Origin of the sequence: Nonlabens ulvanivorans (assembly GCF_000732625.1) — a bacterium.
Lineage (GTDB): Bacteria > Bacteroidota > Bacteroidia > Flavobacteriales > Flavobacteriaceae > Nonlabens > Nonlabens ulvanivorans.
Genome location: NZ_JPJI01000026.1, coordinates 363,728 through 381,837 on the forward strand (window position 1 = coordinate 363,728; position 18,110 = coordinate 381,837).

At 35.9% G+C, this 18,110-nt stretch carries 22 protein-coding genes; 10 read left to right on the forward strand and 12 right to left on the reverse strand.

The window, feature by feature from the left end; translation table 11 throughout:
* The first annotated feature begins 66 nt into the window (after positions 1-66).
* The 6 genes from alaS to IL45_RS05490 all read left to right on the forward strand — a co-directional run bounded on the left by alaS (position 67) and on the right by IL45_RS05490 (position 5,516).
* Positions 67-2,688: an alanine--tRNA ligase gene (gene alaS, locus IL45_RS05465; protein WP_036581271.1), complete on the forward strand. Its 2,622-nt coding sequence runs from the start codon at positions 67-69 to the stop codon at positions 2,686-2,688.
* Entirely contained in the window at positions 2,689-3,234 is a 546-nt protein-coding gene (locus tag IL45_RS05470) for a hypothetical protein (protein WP_036581274.1), read from the forward strand.
* 141 nt (positions 3,235-3,375) lie between these two features.
* A complete protein-coding gene (locus IL45_RS05475; protein WP_146128663.1) occupies positions 3,376-3,645 on the forward strand; it encodes a hypothetical protein in 270 nt (89 codons plus the stop codon).
* A gap of 5 nt (positions 3,646-3,650) precedes the next feature.
* Positions 3,651-3,932: a hypothetical protein gene (locus IL45_RS05480; protein ID WP_036581278.1), complete on the forward strand. Its 282-nt coding sequence runs from the start codon at positions 3,651-3,653 to the stop codon at positions 3,930-3,932.
* A 46-nt stretch (positions 3,933-3,978) separates the two neighbouring features.
* Positions 3,979-4,896 (forward strand): GSCFA domain-containing protein, encoded by a 918-nt coding sequence (locus tag IL45_RS05485; RefSeq protein WP_036582061.1) that lies wholly within the window; start codon positions 3,979-3,981, stop codon positions 4,894-4,896.
* Positions 4,893-5,516, forward strand: coding sequence for a DUF4230 domain-containing protein (locus IL45_RS05490; protein WP_036581281.1), 624 nt, complete (start codon positions 4,893-4,895; stop codon positions 5,514-5,516). The genes IL45_RS05485 and IL45_RS05490 overlap by 4 nt, the downstream gene beginning before the upstream one ends.
* Here the strand turns inward: IL45_RS05490 and IL45_RS05495 are convergent.
* From IL45_RS05495 to IL45_RS05510, 4 genes are all read right to left on the reverse strand, one after another.
* Positions 5,513-5,851, reverse strand: a complete 339-nt coding sequence (locus IL45_RS05495) for a hypothetical protein (RefSeq protein ID WP_036581284.1) — start codon at positions 5,849-5,851, stop codon at positions 5,513-5,515. The two genes, IL45_RS05490 and IL45_RS05495, sit on opposite strands and share 4 nt — an antisense overlap.
* 122 nt (positions 5,852-5,973) lie before the next feature.
* The gene (locus tag IL45_RS05500) at positions 5,974-6,447 is read right to left on the reverse strand and encodes a hypothetical protein (RefSeq protein WP_036581288.1); all 474 of its coding nucleotides are present in this window, start codon (positions 6,445-6,447) and stop codon (positions 5,974-5,976) included.
* Entirely contained in the window at positions 6,444-6,947 is a 504-nt protein-coding gene (locus IL45_RS05505) for a hypothetical protein (RefSeq protein ID WP_036581291.1), read from the reverse strand. The genes IL45_RS05500 and IL45_RS05505 overlap by 4 nt, the downstream gene beginning before the upstream one ends.
* Positions 6,948-6,982: 35 nt before the next feature.
* The gene (locus IL45_RS05510; RefSeq protein ID WP_036581294.1) at positions 6,983-7,531 is read right to left on the reverse strand and encodes an RNA polymerase sigma factor; all 549 of its coding nucleotides are present in this window, start codon (positions 7,529-7,531) and stop codon (positions 6,983-6,985) included.
* Positions 7,532-7,653: 122 nt separating this feature from the next.
* Here IL45_RS05510 and IL45_RS05515 point away from each other — a divergent pair, with 122 nt between their 5' ends.
* A complete protein-coding gene (locus tag IL45_RS05515) occupies positions 7,654-8,373 on the forward strand; it encodes a Bax inhibitor-1/YccA family protein (protein ID WP_036581297.1) in 720 nt (239 codons plus the stop codon).
* 43 nt (positions 8,374-8,416) lie between these two features.
* Positions 8,417-9,220, forward strand: a complete 804-nt coding sequence (locus tag IL45_RS05520; protein ID WP_051788661.1) for a zinc-dependent peptidase — start codon at positions 8,417-8,419, stop codon at positions 9,218-9,220.
* On the opposite strand, the gene IL45_RS05525 is transcribed toward IL45_RS05520, so the two are convergent.
* The 5 genes from IL45_RS05525 to IL45_RS05545 all read right to left on the reverse strand — a co-directional run bounded on the left by IL45_RS05525 (position 9,217) and on the right by IL45_RS05545 (position 13,259).
* Positions 9,217-9,585: a hypothetical protein gene (locus IL45_RS05525; protein WP_036581299.1), complete on the reverse strand. Its 369-nt coding sequence runs from the start codon at positions 9,583-9,585 to the stop codon at positions 9,217-9,219. The two genes, IL45_RS05520 and IL45_RS05525, sit on opposite strands and share 4 nt — an antisense overlap.
* 88 nt (positions 9,586-9,673) lie before the next feature.
* Entirely contained in the window at positions 9,674-11,365 is a 1,692-nt protein-coding gene (gene ettA, locus IL45_RS05530; protein ID WP_036581301.1) for an energy-dependent translational throttle protein EttA, read from the reverse strand.
* Positions 11,362-11,775, reverse strand: coding sequence for a hypothetical protein (locus IL45_RS05535; RefSeq protein ID WP_036581303.1), 414 nt, complete (start codon positions 11,773-11,775; stop codon positions 11,362-11,364). Before IL45_RS05535 ends, ettA begins: the two co-directional genes overlap by 4 nt.
* A complete protein-coding gene (locus tag IL45_RS05540; protein ID WP_235183329.1) occupies positions 11,775-11,951 on the reverse strand; it encodes a CAL67264 family membrane protein in 177 nt (58 codons plus the stop codon). The genes IL45_RS05535 and IL45_RS05540 overlap by 1 nt, the downstream gene beginning before the upstream one ends.
* A gap of 141 nt (positions 11,952-12,092) precedes the next feature.
* Positions 12,093-13,259, reverse strand: a complete 1,167-nt coding sequence (locus tag IL45_RS05545; RefSeq protein WP_036581308.1) for a THUMP domain-containing class I SAM-dependent RNA methyltransferase — start codon at positions 13,257-13,259, stop codon at positions 12,093-12,095.
* Between the two features lie 44 nt (positions 13,260-13,303).
* Here IL45_RS05545 and IL45_RS05550 point away from each other — a divergent pair, with 44 nt between their 5' ends.
* Positions 13,304-14,104, forward strand: coding sequence for an SAM-dependent methyltransferase (locus IL45_RS05550; RefSeq protein ID WP_036581311.1), 801 nt, complete (start codon positions 13,304-13,306; stop codon positions 14,102-14,104).
* Positions 14,105-14,195: 91 nt separating this feature from the next.
* Positions 14,196-14,864, forward strand: coding sequence for a ZIP family metal transporter (locus tag IL45_RS05555; RefSeq protein ID WP_036581314.1), 669 nt, complete (start codon positions 14,196-14,198; stop codon positions 14,862-14,864).
* On the opposite strand, the gene trhA is transcribed toward IL45_RS05555, so the two are convergent.
* The 3 genes from trhA to IL45_RS05570 form a co-directional block, all read right to left on the reverse strand.
* On the reverse strand, positions 14,861-15,496 hold the full coding sequence (gene trhA / locus IL45_RS05560; protein WP_036581316.1) for a PAQR family membrane homeostasis protein TrhA: 636 nt from the start codon (positions 15,494-15,496) through the stop codon (positions 14,861-14,863). The two genes, IL45_RS05555 and trhA, sit on opposite strands and share 4 nt — an antisense overlap.
* Positions 15,489-16,442: an NAD(P)H-dependent flavin oxidoreductase gene (locus IL45_RS05565; RefSeq protein WP_036581318.1), complete on the reverse strand. Its 954-nt coding sequence runs from the start codon at positions 16,440-16,442 to the stop codon at positions 15,489-15,491. The genes trhA and IL45_RS05565 overlap by 8 nt, the downstream gene beginning before the upstream one ends.
* A gap of 80 nt (positions 16,443-16,522) precedes the next feature.
* The gene (locus IL45_RS05570) at positions 16,523-18,103 is read right to left on the reverse strand and encodes a S8 family serine peptidase (RefSeq protein ID WP_036581321.1); all 1,581 of its coding nucleotides are present in this window, start codon (positions 18,101-18,103) and stop codon (positions 16,523-16,525) included.
* Positions 18,104-18,110 lie beyond the last annotated feature (7 nt).

The window sequence follows — 18,110 nt, forward strand, 5'->3', positions numbered from 1 at the left end:
CAACAACCCAACTACTCCATTTCAACAAAAATAACAAATTACCATTAACCGCTTTTAAAGCTGCACATGAAATCACAACAGATACGACAAACGTTCCTAGACTTTTATAAATCCAAGCAACATGAGATTGTGGCCAGCGCGCCTATGGTGATTAAAAATGATCCAACGTTAATGTTTGTAAACGCTGGAATGAACCCTTTTAAAGAATACTTTTTAGGCATAAATGAATCTAAATTTAGCCGTATTTCAGATTCTCAAAAATGTCTACGTGTAAGCGGTAAGCATAATGATCTTGAAGAAGTAGGCGTTGACACCTATCATCACACAATGTTTGAGATGTTAGGGAACTGGAGTTTTGGCGATTACTTTAAAAAAGAAGCGATTGCTTGGGCCTGGGAATTGCTTACCGAGGTATATAAAATTGATAAAGACTGTTTATACGTCACCATTTTTGAAGGTGACACCAGTGAAAACTTAGAACGTGACACTGAAGCCTACGATTATTGGAAAGAATTTATCGCAGAGGATCGAATCCTAAATGGTAATAAGAAAGATAACTTCTGGGAAATGGGTGATCAAGGTCCTTGTGGTCCATGTTCTGAAATACACGTAGACATAAGAACGGCTGAAGAAAAAGCTGCTGTTGATGGCGCTAGTCTTGTAAATGCTGACCATCCACAGGTAGTAGAAATATGGAATCTCGTTTTCATGCAATTCAACCGCATGGCAGACGGTTCTCTTAAAAATCTACCGGCACAACATGTCGATACAGGAATGGGATTTGAACGTCTTGCTATGGTAATGCAAGGTGTGCAATCTAATTATGACACAGATGTATTTACACCATTAATACGTGAAATAGAAACGATCACTGGTCATGCTTATGGTAAGACAGAACAAGAAGATATCGCCATACGTGTAATTGCAGATCATGTACGCGCTGTAGCCTTCTCTATTGCAGATGGGCAACTACCGTCTAATAATGGTGCTGGATATGTGATACGTAGAATCTTGAGACGTGCGATACGTTACGGATTTACCTATTTAAATAAAAAAGAACCATTTATATACATGCTCGTTAATACGTTGTCTAAACAAATGGGCGATGCTTTTCCTGAGCTTAAATCACAAAAGAATTTGATTCTTAACGTGATTAAAGAAGAAGAACAATCATTTTTGCGTGCACTGGATCAAGGGCTAGTCCTTCTAGACTCCATGATTACTGCGGCAAAAAGTAACTCACAAAATATCATTGACGGAAATAAAGCATTTGAGCTCTATGACACCTATGGTTTCCCTATCGATCTAACGGCATTAATCCTGCGTGAAAAAGGGATGGAACTCGATGAAGCGGGATTTGAGAAAGCAATGGCTGCTCAAAAACAACGATCACGTGCTGCTAGTGAAACCACAACTACAGACTGGACAGAATTGCGCAGCGATGACACTCAAGAGTTTATAGGATATGATAAACTTGAGGCAGATGTACGCATCTCTCGTTACCGTAAAGTGACTACTAAAAAAGATGGTGATTTATATCAACTGGTTTTTAACATGACTCCATTTTATGGAGAAAGTGGTGGACAGACTGGTGATAAAGGATATCTAGAAAGCACCAGTGGTGATACCGTTTATATCATAGATACTAAGAAAGAAAACGGACAAACCGTACATCTTACTAAGAATCTACCTAAAGATTTAGAAGGCTCTCATAAAGCAGCCGTGGACGCAAATCAACGTCATAGAACAAGCTCTAACCATACAGCTACTCACCTATTACATCAAGCATTGCGCAAGGTATTAGGAGATCATGTAGAACAAAAAGGTTCTATGGTACGTAGTGCGAGTTTGCGATTTGACTTTTCTCATTTTGCAAAGGTGACACCAGAACAATTACAAGAAGTAGAAAACTTTGTAAATGCCCGTATCCGAGAGCAATTACCACTTGAAGAAAATAGAACCAACACCTATGACGCCGCTGTTGAGGATGGTGCAATGGCCTTATTTGGTGAAAAATATGGGGACGTGGTACGTACTATAAAGTTTGGTAAGAGTTATGAACTTTGTGGTGGAACGCATGTGGCTAACACTGCCGATGTGTGGCATTTTAAAATCATGAGTGAAGGAGCTGTTGCGGCAGGAATACGTCGTATTGAGGCTATATCTAGTGATGCCGTTAAAGATTTCTTTGCAGAACAATCTAGACATTTTGATGAGATTAAAACCATCTTAAAATCTAATACTAAAAACCCTGCAGAGGCAATTGCTCAACTACAAGATGAGAACACAGCACTTAAAAAGGAAATAGAACAACTTTTAAAAGCCAAAGCCGGTAATTTAAAAGGTGATTTAATGGCAAGTGCACAAGATATCAATGGTGTCAACTTTATCGCGACACAAACAGATCTTGATGCTAAATCTGTAAAAGAACTAGCTTTTGAAATTGAACGCGAGATGGAAAACCTTTTCCTTATTATAGGAGCAAGCGATGGAGAGAAAGCGACTTTAACCGTTATGATTTCTAAAAATCTAGTAGAAGAAAAAGATCTGAATGCTGGAACTATGGTGCGCGAACTAGGAAAGCACATTCAAGGCGGCGGCGGCGGACAAGCACATTTTGCAACTGCTGGAGGAAAGAATCCTGCTGGAATTAGTGCAGCGCTTGATGCCGCTAAGAAGATGGTTTAAATGGATATCGTTAAGGAGAAGTTTACTTTAGAAGATAATTTAATAGGGCTTTTTTATAAAGCACAGCATTCTAAGGAGTATCAAGCAAAACTTCTAAAAACAAGACTTACTTTTCCATTAATTTGGTCAGCTTTAGTAATTGTTCTTTTTATAATAAATGATACCATAAGTTGGTTTGGAATTATACTATTGATATTTAGCATATTGTGGTTTTTCTTTTACCCATTAAGGTATAAACGTTTAAACATCAAACATTATAGAAAATATCTTGAAAACAAGAAAAAGGAATTAGGCGACAGCTATACCGAAGAAGATATATTTTATCTAAATCACACTGATTTTAAAATCTATAGTGATGGAGTTGAATTAAGTATCCCTATTTCTCGCATCGAAAAATTAGTTGAATTAAATACCCATCTCATTCTATTTATAAAAGCTGGAGGATTGATTGCTTTCAATAAAACCTCTGATAATTACGATAGATTCGATGAATATTTTAAATATATAAATATTCCTACAGAACAGGATTTAAACTGGTCGATGTAGTTCATTAAAATATAAAAGGTGTAGAAAAAAAGTTTGCACCTTTTTTTCTGGACCTCAAAAATTTTGTAACGTTTCATTGACTTATCAGACTGATTAAGTAATATGGGTTCAGGCGGCAGTATATCATCTATGGTAACTATTATGAGAAACAACAAGAAATTGTTTCTCGAGAGAAAAGAACGTCGTAAAAAAAGAAAACAATCTCAAGCTACTTATTCTCAAGGTGTAGAAAGAAAAGATTACACATTACAAGAAGTAGAAAACGCAAAACGCAAGATACGCAAGCAGGCAGATAAGGATAAGAGAAAATCACTTCTTATCATCATTATAACGGTTATCGCGGCACCTATCGTTTTTTATGGAATTGGCACCTTGCTATATGAAATAATGAAGTTTCAGTCTAATTCTTAAGCTGTATGTATTATAACAATCATCTCTATAAAAAAATACAGGCTATTCAAAATAAAGCGGCGCAACGTAGAACCAACAGAATAAATGATGCACGTGATTCAGTTTACAATGAGCAGACGAGTTCAAAAATGAGTCTGCAGTTTACACCAGAACAAGTCGCAAGTACTAAAAGAAAAATAATAGCAAAGGCACTTAAAGACCAGCGTGACAACAAACGCTTCTGGTACCTCAAATTAATACTCACCATCGTTTTATTACTCTTAATTTATTGGTGGTTATTTTTATAACTACAGCATTGCTATACCTTTGATGTTATTAAATGTGAAGATAACAATGCAACTTACCACACCAGTTCCTATTACTCCATTACAACCTGCCATTAACTATGACAGTTCTCTGGTATTTTTAGGTAGTTGTTTTACAGAAAATATAGGTAGCAAAATGGCTTATCACGGCTTTAAGACTTGCGTAAATCCATTTGGGATCATATTTAATCCTCATAGTTTACTGGTATTACTCGAGCGTTCTTTGAGTGGCGACTTGTTTACTCTAGAGGATGTAGAAACTCATTTTTCTTACCTCGCGCATTCTGATTTAAATGGTTCTACTAGAGATGCGGTTTTAAATAACCTGAATATTGCTGGAACATTACTTACTCAACAGATTAAAAAAGCCTCACATGTGTTTATCACGCTAGGCACGGCTTGGGTATATGAGCATATTGAACAACAATCGATTGTCGCAAATTGTCATAAACAACCGCAAGGATTATTTGTCAAGAAACTATTATCTATAAATGAAATTTCAAAAAAATTAAGCGACATTATCTCCATCATAAAAAATGCAAAACATGATGTTACCGTAACTTTCACATTATCACCAGTACGTCACATTAAAGATGGATTTACAGAAAACCAACGCAGTAAAGCAAGACTTTTCGAGGCCATTCAAGCGGTAGTAGAAACGCAAAAAGCGCAGTATTTCCCAGCATATGAGATTGTGATGGATGAACTGCGTGATTACAGATTCTATGGCCGTGATATGATTCATTTAAATGAAACGGGCATTGAGTTGGTCTGGGAACGCTTCCGCGAAAGCGTGATTTCTACAACTTGCTCACCTATAATGAAAGCGGTAGATAAACATCGTAAGCTAATGGCGCATCGACCTTCAAATGTTGATTTGCATTTGGAACAGATTGAAAAATCTCTGATAAGCCTGCAACAAAAATTTCCTCAAGTTGAATTATGAAAAATTTAAAAACACTAATTCTAGGTGCTTTGATGATGCTTGCCATCGTTTTGATTTATGACTACATAAAAGGCTATCGCACAGAGCAAGCAAACCTTATTGCGCAAACAGAACTTATTGAAAAAGAAGTGCAAAGTGTGAGTAAATTAATCGTCACTGAGGCTAGCTATGGTAAGATCTATACCTATGAAAACACAAAGTCCTATGGCTGGGATTATTTCTCTAGCCAGAAAACAGCCGTTGTGATTTCAAATGCAAAAGCACAAGTAATCTATGATTTAAAAAATCTAGAGTATTCTATTGATAGCGAGCGTAAAGAAATTGTTTTTTCAAAATTACCTGATGCTACCATTAACATCAACCCTAATTTAAACTTCTATCAATTAGATAACGGAATACTCAACACCTTTGAGGCTAAGGATTTCAATAGCATGAAGCAAAAAATATCTAAAGATATTGAGCGCCAAATTAGAAATAGTGATATCCTCAAAAACGCAGACGAGAGACTATTAATAGAACTGACACGTATTTTTGTGTTGAGTAATTCTATGGGATGGACCGTTGTTTATGATGGTAAATCTGTAGAAAACGCGACTGAAATAACCGAATTTAAAGATTAGTCTGCTTTGATTTGATATTCTTCAGACAGTTTATCATATTCAGTCTGTAACATTTGCCATCTTGTATTAAAGATTTGTTTTTTAAGAGCACACATTTTAGCATTCTTCTCTAGCGCTTTTTCAAACTCTGGTGCTGTAAGCTCTTTATTCATGTAGGCATTGGTTATTCCTGGACGCTCTTCTTTGCAAGCTTGATATTCATTAAAGGCTACTACATAATCTTGATAAGCTTGACTGCTTTTGATGCCGTCTGTCGCCTCGATAGTAGCTGTAGAATCCTGTTGATTGCACGATGCTAATCCTATTACTAAAAAGATTAAAAAGAACTTTTTCATGATTATTAATTTTGATTCAAATTTAAGCTTTGATATTAAATTTTAAAAACTAAGAAAGCCTTTTCAATTGCTTTTTGAAAAGGCTTTTATCCATTAATAAATCAAATAAACCGACAGTTGTTTTAAGGTCTGCCTCTACCTCTGCGTTCTTTGTATTCTTTCAACATCTTTTTTCTGAAATCCATTTCGGCTTTCATTAATTTCAAGAACCTTTTTGCTCCTATAATTTTTATGATCTCAGCATTGTTTTGCTCATAGCTAGAAGCATGAATTTGATTATCTAAATCTGTAATTTCACTTACATAATTTGTCGCTTCACTATTTGACATGGTGTCAATTTTAGCTTCCATTTCACGAATCAAAGCTTTCTTTTTACGTTCTAAATCATGACGCTTTTCTCTTAATTTATTGAAAACAGGCCAAAATTTACCGGCTTCATCAGGCGTCAATTCTAATTGCTCTGTGATATAAGCTACAGCTAGTGCTTCAATTTTCTCTTTATTCATACGACGATGATCATCTCGATCACCTTCTGGTCCTTGAGCCATACCTATAGTACTTATAAGAACAGCTATTATTAATATATACTTTTTCATTCTGTAATAATTTCGTTTAAATCCATTTCATCTTCTAGATAGTCATACAACACATCTGTGTCAACACTTTCAGTAAGACTAATATTGTCTAATATATCGTTATCTGCAAATAATATATCTACTGTAGCGTCATCATATAAAAAAGATTCTTCAATGAGATAATCTTCTAGTACTGACGTATCTACACTTGCTATATCTACTGACTCATTTCCACTATTTAAAGTTAGAACAATAGCAAGCATTGCCGCTATTGCAAGGACTGGATATAAGAAAGTAGTGACATTAGACTTCTTAGGTAATTGTCTTACCTTATCATCAACTACCGGTAATAATTGTTCTTCTAGAGTTTCAAAATAACCATCAGGCACTTCAAAACCAGTTTCTTTACCTAGCTTATCTTCAAGATTCAATTGTGTCATCATGTCCTCTTCAAAATTTTTGAAGAAGTCTTGAGGCACTTGAAAACCTAAATCCTTATTATGTTTATTTTCTTTTTCCATGTTCTGATTTTAAGACTCTTAAGTTCTCAAATAGTTTAATCTTCTTTAATAAATTGTTCAATTTTTTTTGCAGCAATATGGTAACTAGACTTAACAGCGCCTTCACTTAACTCTAACAAATTTGCAATATCCTTAAATTTAACCTCATCATAATAACGCATCTTAAAGATTTCGCTTTGTCTTTTAGGCAATTGAGCGAGTGCTTTCTGTAGTGCTAATTGGATTTCGTCACCAGTAAAATATACATCTGCTTCAATTTGTTCTACTAAATGAGCTTGTAGCTCTGCGTCACTTATTTGTAGCTGTTTCTTTTTTTTAGTAAGAAAGGTCATGCTTTCATTATATGCGATACGATATAACCATGATGAAAGTTTACTATCGCCTTTAAAATTTTTAATTCCTTTAAAAACTTTTACAAATACATTTTGCAACACATCATGTGCATCATCATGATCTATAACTAACTTTCTAATTTGCCAGTATAATTGCTCTTGAAACTCCTTTAAAAGCATGCGGTAGCCAGCCTCTGTGGAATGAGGCACTTTCAAAAGTTCCAGAATCTCGTATTCTTTATCTGCTATCATAGTCTACCTTATGACTCAAAAAGAAAGATAAGGTTTAATTCAATTGCAGAAAATTTTATTAATGTTTTAGCGTTGTAAAAAAGTAGTTTAATTATCTTCACTAATTGTAATATAAACTAACCATGGATCAAAATAATATTTCTTCTTATCAACCACTTATTGCCGCTAGCGATGATACTAGAGTAGCATTTTATAAACGCACCTATGCGCACGTTGCACTAGCCGTTTTATTATTTATAATAGTAGAGTCTATATTTTTACGCATTGAGCCATTGGTAGAGTTTGCGTTATCCATGACACAAGGATGGAGATGGTTATTAATGTTGGGAGGATTTATGCTAGCAACAAACTATGCAGAAAATATTGCGCATAAATCACACGATAAAACCAAACAATATCTCGCATTATTACTTTATGTGATTGCAGAGGCATTTATTTTTCTTCCCATGATATGGATTGCCATTGCTTATTCTGGTGGAAGCATGAATATCTTTGACAATTCCATCATTAATCAAGCAGCTGTAATGACTCTAGCTTTATTTACAGGCTTGAGTGCGATTGTATTATTCACTAAAAAGGATTTTAGTTTCCTGCGCAACATACTGATGGTAGGCTTTTTTATAGCTATAGGTTTAATTATCGCAGGTATGATATTTGGTTTTAATCTAGGGCTTGCTTTTAGTGCAGGTATGGTAGTTCTTGCTGCAGGTTCTATACTTTATCAAACCTCTAACTTAGTACATAAATATAGTACAGATCAACATGTAGGAGCTTCACTAGGTCTATTTGCATCATTGATGTTATTATTCTGGTATTTACTGAGTATATTCTCTAGAGATTAGATTTCTCTCTCACATACTTGTTCTTAATCCAGAGACTGAATGGATGGCGCCATATGCATTTGCGGCTGTAGCCATCGGATTTTTATTTTTCTTTGGACACCTCATTTTGCGCAAATTACAGCACAAGAACGATTTTGTATGGAATAGACAACCCGTAACGTATCGCAAGTTAACGCTTTCGCGAAAGCGTATTCTAGAAACATATCCTTTCTACCAACAGCTCTCTAAAAAATACCAACGACAGTTTGAACATCGTATGGTGGCTTTTATAAAAGATAAAGACTTCAGACATCGTTATGAAAATGAAGTATCTGATGCACAAGTTACTTATAGCGCTGCTGTGGCTATACAATTAAGTTTTGGTAGAGCAAACTATTTGTATAGTATGATGAATACGGTATTGTTTTTCCCACAGGCATTTCAAAGCCCTACCAATGAGGCAATGCATAAAGGTGAATACAATCCACGAGCTAAAGTACTTGCTCTATCCTGGGAAGACTTCTTAACAGGTATGGCTATTGATAACGATAATCTTCATTTAGGACTACATGAATTTATGCACGTTATGCATTTTGAAAGTAAGCATAGTACAGATGTAGATTCTGCTAGATTCCATAAATACGAGCAAAAGATATTACATCATATCATGCAACCTGAAGTAAGAGAACGACTAGATAACACTAAATACTTCAGAGAATATGCATTTACAAATGAATATGAATTTCTATCTGTACTTACAGAATACTTCTTTGAATCGCCAGCCGACTTTAAATCGGGTTTCCCAGTATTGTTCAATTATTTAAAAACTGCCTTACTTTATAAGGACGAATGGATTTTTGAAAATTAATACCGAGCCATATCATTGCGACCATTCCATATCAAATATAGTCCCAGCACAAATGGAAATGTATAAACAGCAACCACAAATTTATTTAAGGTGACCACATTATAAATGAACGGGAAAACACAACCAAAAAATACCAAAGCAATACCTATCCATAGCTTCGTTTTTCCACTTTGATGAATCCCTTTTAATTCTGTTAATCTAGCAGCTCTTTTATCAACTCTATGAACCGTATACTTTACGTCCTCTAGGTCCATCATTTGATTTTTAAGCTTGTTACGTACAGCACTTAAATCCATCTTACCACTGCTCACTTCTTGTGCATAATATTCTATTTGAGCTCTTAAGTCTGCCGTATGGGGAATCATATATTATATTTTTTCAAATTAAATAAAAAAAGTCCGTAATTCAAGTTTGAACTACGGACTCTATGTTTAAAACCTTAAGATCTCAATCCTAGTCTCTAATTAATTTCTTATAACGGATTCTCTTAGGCGTTACATCACCTAATCGTTTACGTTTATTCTCTTCATATTCTGTAAAACTACCTTCAAAAGAATAGATTTGAGAATCTCCTTCAAATGCGATGATGTGTGTACAAACTCTATCTAAAAACCATCTATCATGCGATATGATAACGGCACAACCTGCAAAGTTATCTAGCCCTTCTTCTAGTGCACGTAATGTATTTACATCTAGATCGTTAGTAGGCTCATCAAGTAATAAAACGTTTCCTTCCTCTTTAAGCGTCATCGCTAGGTGTAAACGGTTACGTTCACCACCTGAAAGTGTAGATACTTTCTTATTTTGTTCAGAACCTGAGAAATTAAAACGACTTAAGTAAGCTCTAGAGTTGACCATCTTACCTGCCATCATCACCATATCTTGCCCATCGGCAAAGTTTTCCCAAATCGATTTATCTGGGTCGATATCACTATGCGATTGATCTACATAAGCTAGTTTTACCGTTTCTCCTACTGTAAATGATCCTTTATCTGGTTGCTCTTGTCCCATGATCATTTTGAAAATGGTTGTTTTACCAGCACCGTTGGGACCTATAATCCCTACAATACCATTTTGTGGTAACACAAAATTTAAGTCTTCATAAAGTAATTTATCGCCAAAGGCTTTACTTACTCCTTTTGCCTCAATAACATTGGTTCCTAAACGTGGTCCATTAGGGATGTATATTTCCAGCTTTTCTTCTTTTTGCTTTTGATCTTCATTCAATAACTTATCATAGTTATTTAAACGTGCCTTTTGTTTAGACTGTCGACCTTTTGCACCTTGACGCACCCAATCAAGTTCACGCTTAAGCGTTTTCTGACGTTTAGACTCTGTTTTTTCTTCTTTTCTTAATCGGTCACCTTTTTGCTCTAACCAGCTTGAGTAATTACCTTTCCATGGAATTCCTTCTCCACGATCCAGTTCAAGAATCCATCCAGCAACGTTATCTAAGAAATATCTATCGTGCGTTACAGCGATTACCGTTCCTTTATATTGAGCAAGGTGTTGTTCTAACCATAATACAGACTCTGCATCGAGGTGGTTAGTAGGTTCATCCAGCAGTAAAATCTCTGGTTGTTGTAATAGTAAACGACATAAAGCCACGCGTCTTTTCTCTCCACCAGATAGGTTTTTAATGCTGGCATCTCCAGGTGGTGTGCGCAAGGCATCCATGGCAATTTCTAGTTTAGTATCTAGTTCCCATGCATTGGTTGCGTCTATTTTATCCTGCAGCTCTGCCTGACGGTTCATTAACTTCTCCATCTTATCTGCATCAGAGTACACTTCTTCTAGACCAAAATCGTCATTGATTTTATTATACTCGTCCAGTATAGCTACCGTTTCTGCAACTCCTTCTCGCACGATTTCCATCACCGTCTTAGTGTCATCGAGTTCTGGTTCTTGTTCAAGATAACCTACGTTATAACCTGGTAAGAAATGAATATCACCTTGATAGTTCTTTTCAATACCTGCAATGATTTTCATCAATGTAGACTTACCAGAACCGTTAAGACCTAAAATACCGATTTTTGCACCATAGAAAAAACTAAGGTGAATATTCTTTAAAACTTGTTTCCCTGTACTTTGATAGGTCTTTGAAAGACCTGACATGGAAAATATTACTTGTTTATCATCGCTCATAATTGCGCTGTTTTTTGTTGTATTAATGTATGTAATTGTGTGAGAGAATCTTCTTGAAAACGCTTTCGCGAAAGCGTCACCTCATCCATCTTATTCACTTTAAGAGTCATGCCCTTTTCTGTAAGGTCATAATGCTCTATTTCTTTAAATTGAAAGCCAAAGGTTTTATGACCTAATAATTTTGCCGTTAGACCTGTGTTTGTAAATTTAATAGTGTTGCGCTGTCTTATATTTTTGATTTGTGGAATACCGATGAGGATAATCCCTATAAATGCAGGTATAATGTAATAAAGGTGAGCACCATCTATTATAATTAAGGTTCCAAAAACAAAACAAGAAACTACAGCTATAATAGTAGGAACAACTACTTTAAGAGCTGTAAGATCTTCAAATTGAATTTTTTCCTTCACTAAACTCGCCCTTTTAATGCATTAAAAACCCAAGCGATAGCAAAGAAACCTACACCTACTGCAGCAAATCCATAGCCAGCTACCTGATTATATCTAAATGCGCCCAGTGCTATAAGTCCTAGTCCTATGATAATCATGATTAAAGTTGCCCAGCCTAAAACGCCATTTTTATTCATCGCCATATATTCTTCTTTTCAATTTCAAAGATAAGAAGGAAAGAACAAGTAATTAAATTGATATTATTACAAACATGACTTCCTTTAAATCTCTATGTTGTATTCTTTTAATTAACTATTTAAAATTCTCTAATGATTGCATTACTTAGAGTCTCCATCAACTAATTTATGGAGTTTCTTTGTACCGCGATACATTTCATATTTTACAAACCGTGCTTCTAGTTTACCATTATATACTTTAATCTTGCGCGATGGACGCAATCCTACAGATTTTAATGCCTCGAGATTACCGGTTATCATCCATGCCGTAGAACCAGTATAACGTTGTTTTAATGTATCGCCTATTGATTTATAAAATGCATCGGTATCGATCTCTATACGTTCATCATACGGTGGATTGAACATTATAAAGGCTTGTGCACTTTGATGATCTCTAAAGAAATCACCTTTTTCTAGTTTTATAAAGTCTTGAAGATTAGCATTTTTTACATTTTCTTTTGCTTTTTCTAACGTGTACCCATCTGCATCGCGTGCGATGATAGGACCTTCAAACTCACGCATTTTCTTTAGACAGCTTTCTTGAATCATTTCAAAAAGAGCATTATCATAATTGGGCCATTTTTCAAAGCCAAATTCTGGTCGGTTTAAATTAGGAGCAATGTTTGCTGCAATCATAGCGGCCTCAATCGCTATAGTTCCACTACCGCACATGGGATCTATAAATTGTGATCGTTGATCCCAATCACTAAGTAATATCAAACCTGCTGCAAGCACTTCATTAATAGGTGCAATATTAGTTTCTTGACGATAACCACGTTTGAATAGCGGCTCACCACTAGAATCTATAGAAACATCTACTTTTTGATCATTAATATGCACCGATACTCTTAAGTCTGGATGTTTTGTGTCTACATCTGGACGTCTACCAGTATTATTACGTATTTGATCTACAATAGCATCTTTAGTTTTTAAAGCAACATACTGACTATGATTAAAGTATTGTGACGCTACAGTACCATGTACGGCAAGTGTATCGTGCGCCGTCAGATACTTAGACCAATCCATCTGATAAATACCATCATATAAATCTACCTCATTACGGGCTCTAAAAGAATGTATAGGTACTAGAATACGTATCGCGGTGCGCAACATCATATTTGCCTTGTACATAAAGCCTAGATCGCCTTCAAAACTCACCATGCGCACACCTTTCTCAATACGTGTTGCACCTAACTGGCGCAGTTCTTTTTCAAGGACTTCTTCTAGGCCAAAAAGTGTTTTGGCAATCATCTTAAAACTTTGGGACATTCTTCACAGATTTGAGCCGCAAAATTAAGCTATTTTTGTTGCCTATGAGCACTGCATCCCAAACAGATCAATGGTACGCGAGTTGGTTTGATACTCCATATTATCACATTCTTTATCGAGATAGAGATTATCTAGAGGCTGGCGCATTTATGCGTCGACTTACAGACAGCCTTCACTTATCTAAGTCTTCTCATATCATGGACTTAGCCTGTGGTCGTGGTAGACACAGTATGTATTTAAATCGTTTAGGATATCGTGTAACTGGTGTTGATTTAAGTCCATCTAGTATTGCATTTGCAAAAGCACAATTGAGAGACAACACGACTTCTACCTCAGATGTAGAAAATGATAAATCGCTTTTACCAATCGATGCAAGCCGTATTAATTTTGAGGTACATAATATGACCGTACCCTATGATGGTCAATTTGACGCGGTATTTAATCTCTTTACTAGTTTTGGTTATTTTGATGATGTGGCAGATAATGTAAATACCATTAAAGCTATACATTCAAATTTAAAGCCCGGTGGATATGGAGTTATCGATTTTATGAATGCTCCTTTTGTCATTAAAAATCTGGTTGCCTATAATGAGAAAATTGAGGATGGTATTACCTTTAAACAATGGCGTCGTTATGAAAAAGGTCATATCTATAAAGATATTAAATTTACTGATCAAGAACGTGATTACCATTTCACAGAACGTGTGAGCGCCCTAGAATTAGCAGATTTTACGAACTATTTTAAATTAGCTGGATTAGAATTAATAGAGGTTTATGGTGATTATCATTTGAACAGTTATGATGCTGCAACTAGTGAGCGGCTAATTATGATAGTCAGAAAGTAAATCCAAACTAAACCAATTCTTTATTCAGACTATAAATCACCTCACAGATAATTCATTAACATTACTTTTACGCTTTAATACATAACCTGACTTGAATTTTTTACTTCCATTTATCGCAGTTTTATTAGGAGCTGGAGCAGCCATGTTTTTTAAATCACCAGCTGCAAATAGAATGAAATTGCTATTGGCTTTTTCTGGTGCGTTTTTATTAAGTAGTGTCGCTTCAGAGTTTTTACCAGAAATTTATGAAGATGGCGATAGCAATATGGGTATTTATCTTATTGCTGGAGTTTTTATACAAATCATATTAGAGTTCTTTTCAAAAGGAGCTGAACATGGACATTTACACGTGCATAAAGAGATTCAACAGTTTCCTTATCTACTTTTCGGTAGTTTGTGTTTGCATGCATTTCTAGAAGGTATGCCATTACAAGATCATGGCGGTATGGTATATGGAATTTCTATTCATAAAATACCTATAGCCTTTATTTTTGCTAGTTTTCTATTGAACAGCACCATGTCAAGATGGAAGGCTATTGTTATATTATTATTATTTGCGGTTATGTCACCATTAGGTAGTTTACTCGCTAGTGAGCTGAGCTTTTTTGATGCTTATATGACACCTATTAAAGCTATTGTGGCTGGTATAGTATTGCATGTGTCAACCACTCTTATCTTAGAGTCGAGTGAGGCACACAAATTTAATCTTGCTAAGATTTTAGTAATGTTAATAGGTGCTGTGCTGGGATTTTTGGTTTAAGTTGAAACCACCTCAAGCACCATTAAAAAATGACTAATACTACCACCTAAAACAAATAGGTGCCAAATTACATGGTTGAAATAGAGTTTATTCCAAGCATAAAAAATGATTCCTACGGTAAAGAAAACGCCACCTGCGATTAACCAAAAAATCATCGAGTCTGTAAATAAGATCTGCACACTTTCTAAATCTAGAACAATCAGCCAGCCCATCACCAAATAAAGGATGCTCGAAAACGCCTCATATTTACCTGTAAAAAACAGTTTCCAAACAAGTCCAAATAATGCGATTCCCCATACGGCATACAAAATCATCCAGCCATTACTATCTTGTAACATTAATAAACACATAGGCGTATAAGTCCCTGCAATAGATCCATATATAGCAATATGATCCATCTTGCGCAGTAAGTCTTTTCTTGACCCTACCGCAACCCAATGGTAATAAGTAGACGAGAAATAGAGAAAAATCTGTGAAAATGCATATACCATTATAGCAGGATATACATATGCCTGATTACTATCTTCTATCTTTAAAAATAATAATACAGCACCTATTAAGGCTAGTAAAAAACCAAAGCCATGTGTGATGACATTCCACTTTTCTTCTAGTGGTGACTGTGCTCTAGCCATGTAGTGACCTATTCATCATTTCTTTTCTAGCTTCCTCATATTCAGACACCATATTCTCAACGACTTGTGCTGCCGGAATAATATCATCAATCAATCCAGATATTTGACCTATTTCTAGTTCACCTTCATTTAGATCTCCTTCAAACATTCCTTTCTTAGCTCTCGCTCGACCTAGTAAGGTTTTTAATTCTTCAGTTGTTGGTCCTGTTTTATACAATTCTTGTACATCACCCCAGAATTTATTGCGTAATAAACGTACTGGCGCTAATTCTTTAAGTGTTAAGTGCGTATCACCTTCTTTAGCATCCACTACAGCTTGCTTAAACGCTAGGTGGCTACTTGCTTCATGGGTGGCTACAAAACGGCTTCCTACTTGAACAGCTTCGGCTCCTAATGTCATCGCGGCCAGCATACCTCTACCTGTTGCAATACCACCAGCAGCAATTAATGGGATTTTTAAAGCTGCTTTTACCATTGGAATTAAAGTAAGTGTTGTGGTCTCCTCTCTACCGTTGTGTCCACCAGCTTCAAATCCTTCTGCAACAACAGCATCTACACCTGCATCTTGACATTTTAAAGCAAACTTCACAGAGCTTACCACATGTACTACAGTGATTCCTGCATCTTTTAATCGTTGGGTATAAGTTTTAGGATTTCCAGCACTGGTAAATACGATAGGAACTTTTTCTTCTATGATTATTTGAAGTATTTCTTCTAGATCTGTATACAGCAATGGAACGTTAACACCATAAGGTTGATCTGTTGCTTTTTTTACTTTTTGAATATGTTCTCTCAATACATCAGGATACATGGATCCTGCACCTATAAGACCTAATCCACCAGCATTGGATACGGCGCTGGCCAGTTTATAACCACTAGCCCATATCATACCACCTTGAATTATAGGATATTTTATACCAAATAACGAAGTAATTCTATTTTCCATAGCTTGTGTTTACTCCTGCAAATTTAAAAGAAATTGAGAGGTGTGGAGCTTAAAATTTAGAGAATGGATGCAATAAATACTTAAAAAACTACTTTTATTGATCTATTCATATCTTCGATATGGAATATATAAATACCAGAATTAAAAGAGTTCAAATCTAATGGCTTTTCATTCTCAAGCATGCCATTCCACACGCACTGGCCCATAAGGTTATACAGTCTAGCTTTTACCGCTGGATGCTTTTGTGGTAAATCAATCATGAACTGTTTACTACCATTGATGTAGTGGTTCAATTCTAGACCTTCTAACTGTATTGTACTCAAAATTTGAAATACCGCGCCAAAATCAGGAATACCATATCCAAATTGATTATTTGGAGTCATAAAATTATCTGCACTTTGTTCTACAGCATTTTTAATTTGTAAAGGTGTTACATTAGGATATGCTTGTATCAGACAGGCAATAGCACCGCTAACTAAAGGAGCGCTATAAGAGGTACCACTACCAGAAACTAAAGCTCCATTTTCAGTAATTAGTGCCGTACTGCTTCCTTGAGCTACTACGTTAGGTTTTAAACGATTATCAAACGTTGGACCTATACTAGAGAAATTAGACAACTGTTCCGTTGCTGTTACAGATCCTATGCTAAAGGCTCCATCAGCATCTGCAGGTGCACTTATATAGGGATGCGAAGTCGACGTTCCAGAATTACCGGCACTTACCACGACAAACAATCCTTTCTCAAAAGCCACATTTGCACCACGTGATATAAAAGCCGTTTGTCCGTCCAGATCTGTATAACTCAAACTTTCTGCAGGGTTATCAAATCCTAAATAACCTAGCGACACATTGATAACATCAACACCTAGTGAATCTGCTCGTTCTGCTGCGGCAACCCAATAACTTAATTCTACTGGTGTTTCTGTTGCAACATCTTCCGTTCTGAATAGATAATATTGCGCATCAGGCGCGCTTCCTTCAAAATTACCAGCCTCATGTGCTGCCATTATACTTAACACTCGTGCACCGTGAAAATGATCTCCATAATAACTGTTATCGCCTGCTACAAAATCATAACCACCGGCGATTCCATTATTATTACGCAATTGATTAAATGCAGGATTAGTATCTACGTTAGGGAAACCGCTATCAGTTACAGCGATAGTAACACCTGTTCCTGTATGACCCAAATCATGTAAATCATTAAGTCCTATCATGTTAATTTGGTTCAATGCATTACCATACGTGAGCGGCGGCATCGTAGTCTGGACAAATTTATTATGGTTGTTGATTTGAGCCATTTTAGTCGGATCTGCAAAATCCACGCTCGAAACAAAAGAAAATGTTGTTAATGCATTAATATCTGTTTCTAAACCCGTAACATGTACACAATTAAACCATTTAGACTGAGTTTTATAAGTGATACCAGGCTGCGATTGGATTTGTGCAACATAACTTTGATTGACAGGCACGTCTCGATCATCTATAGCAATTCCATGCCTTGCCTTGCGTTGTATTGCCTTTTGAGTAAGTATACTTTGTGGCGACGCTATACTAGCAGTGACATTAGGCTTATCTGTAAAGTAAATCCATGCATGAAGTTCTTGTGCATACGCTTTCGCGAAAGCGAGATAAAAAACAATACACAGAATAACTCTCATGTGAGCA

Coding starts and splice junctions, on each gene's coding strand:
- IL45_RS05550 (WP_036581311.1), top strand. CDS start 13,304: ATGAGCACTGCATCCCAAACAGATCAATGGTACGCGAGTTGGTTTGAT.
- IL45_RS05540 (WP_235183329.1), bottom strand. CDS start 11,951: ATGAATAAAAATGGCGTTTTAGGCTGGGCAACTTTAATCATGATTATC.
- IL45_RS05470 (WP_036581274.1), top strand. CDS start 2,689: ATGGATATCGTTAAGGAGAAGTTTACTTTAGAAGATAATTTAATAGGG.
- IL45_RS05570 (WP_036581321.1), bottom strand. CDS start 18,103: ATGAGAGTTATTCTGTGTATTGTTTTTTATCTCGCTTTCGCGAAAGCG.
- IL45_RS05545 (WP_036581308.1), bottom strand. CDS start 13,259: ATGTCCCAAAGTTTTAAGATGATTGCCAAAACACTTTTTGGCCTAGAA.
- IL45_RS05500 (WP_036581288.1), bottom strand. CDS start 6,447: ATGAAAAAGTATATATTAATAATAGCTGTTCTTATAAGTACTATAGGT.
- IL45_RS05505 (WP_036581291.1), bottom strand. CDS start 6,947: ATGGAAAAAGAAAATAAACATAATAAGGATTTAGGTTTTCAAGTGCCT.
- IL45_RS05475 (WP_146128663.1), top strand. CDS start 3,376: ATGAGAAACAACAAGAAATTGTTTCTCGAGAGAAAAGAACGTCGTAAA.
- IL45_RS05515 (WP_036581297.1), top strand. CDS start 7,654: ATGGATCAAAATAATATTTCTTCTTATCAACCACTTATTGCCGCTAGC.
- IL45_RS05480 (WP_036581278.1), top strand. CDS start 3,651: ATGTATTATAACAATCATCTCTATAAAAAAATACAGGCTATTCAAAAT.
- IL45_RS05525 (WP_036581299.1), bottom strand. CDS start 9,585: ATGATTCCCCATACGGCAGACTTAAGAGCTCAAATAGAATATTATGCA.
- IL45_RS05520 (WP_051788661.1), top strand. CDS start 8,417: ATGGCGCCATATGCATTTGCGGCTGTAGCCATCGGATTTTTATTTTTC.
- ettA (WP_036581301.1), bottom strand. CDS start 11,365: ATGAGCGATGATAAACAAGTAATATTTTCCATGTCAGGTCTTTCAAAG.
- IL45_RS05490 (WP_036581281.1), top strand. CDS start 4,893: ATGAAAAATTTAAAAACACTAATTCTAGGTGCTTTGATGATGCTTGCC.
- alaS (WP_036581271.1), top strand. CDS start 67: ATGAAATCACAACAGATACGACAAACGTTCCTAGACTTTTATAAATCC.
- trhA (WP_036581316.1), bottom strand. CDS start 15,496: ATGGCTAGAGCACAGTCACCACTAGAAGAAAAGTGGAATGTCATCACA.
- IL45_RS05510 (WP_036581294.1), bottom strand. CDS start 7,531: ATGATAGCAGATAAAGAATACGAGATTCTGGAACTTTTGAAAGTGCCT.
- IL45_RS05485 (WP_036582061.1), top strand. CDS start 3,979: ATGCAACTTACCACACCAGTTCCTATTACTCCATTACAACCTGCCATT.
- IL45_RS05495 (WP_036581284.1), bottom strand. CDS start 5,851: ATGAAAAAGTTCTTTTTAATCTTTTTAGTAATAGGATTAGCATCGTGC.
- IL45_RS05565 (WP_036581318.1), bottom strand. CDS start 16,442: ATGGAAAATAGAATTACTTCGTTATTTGGTATAAAATATCCTATAATT.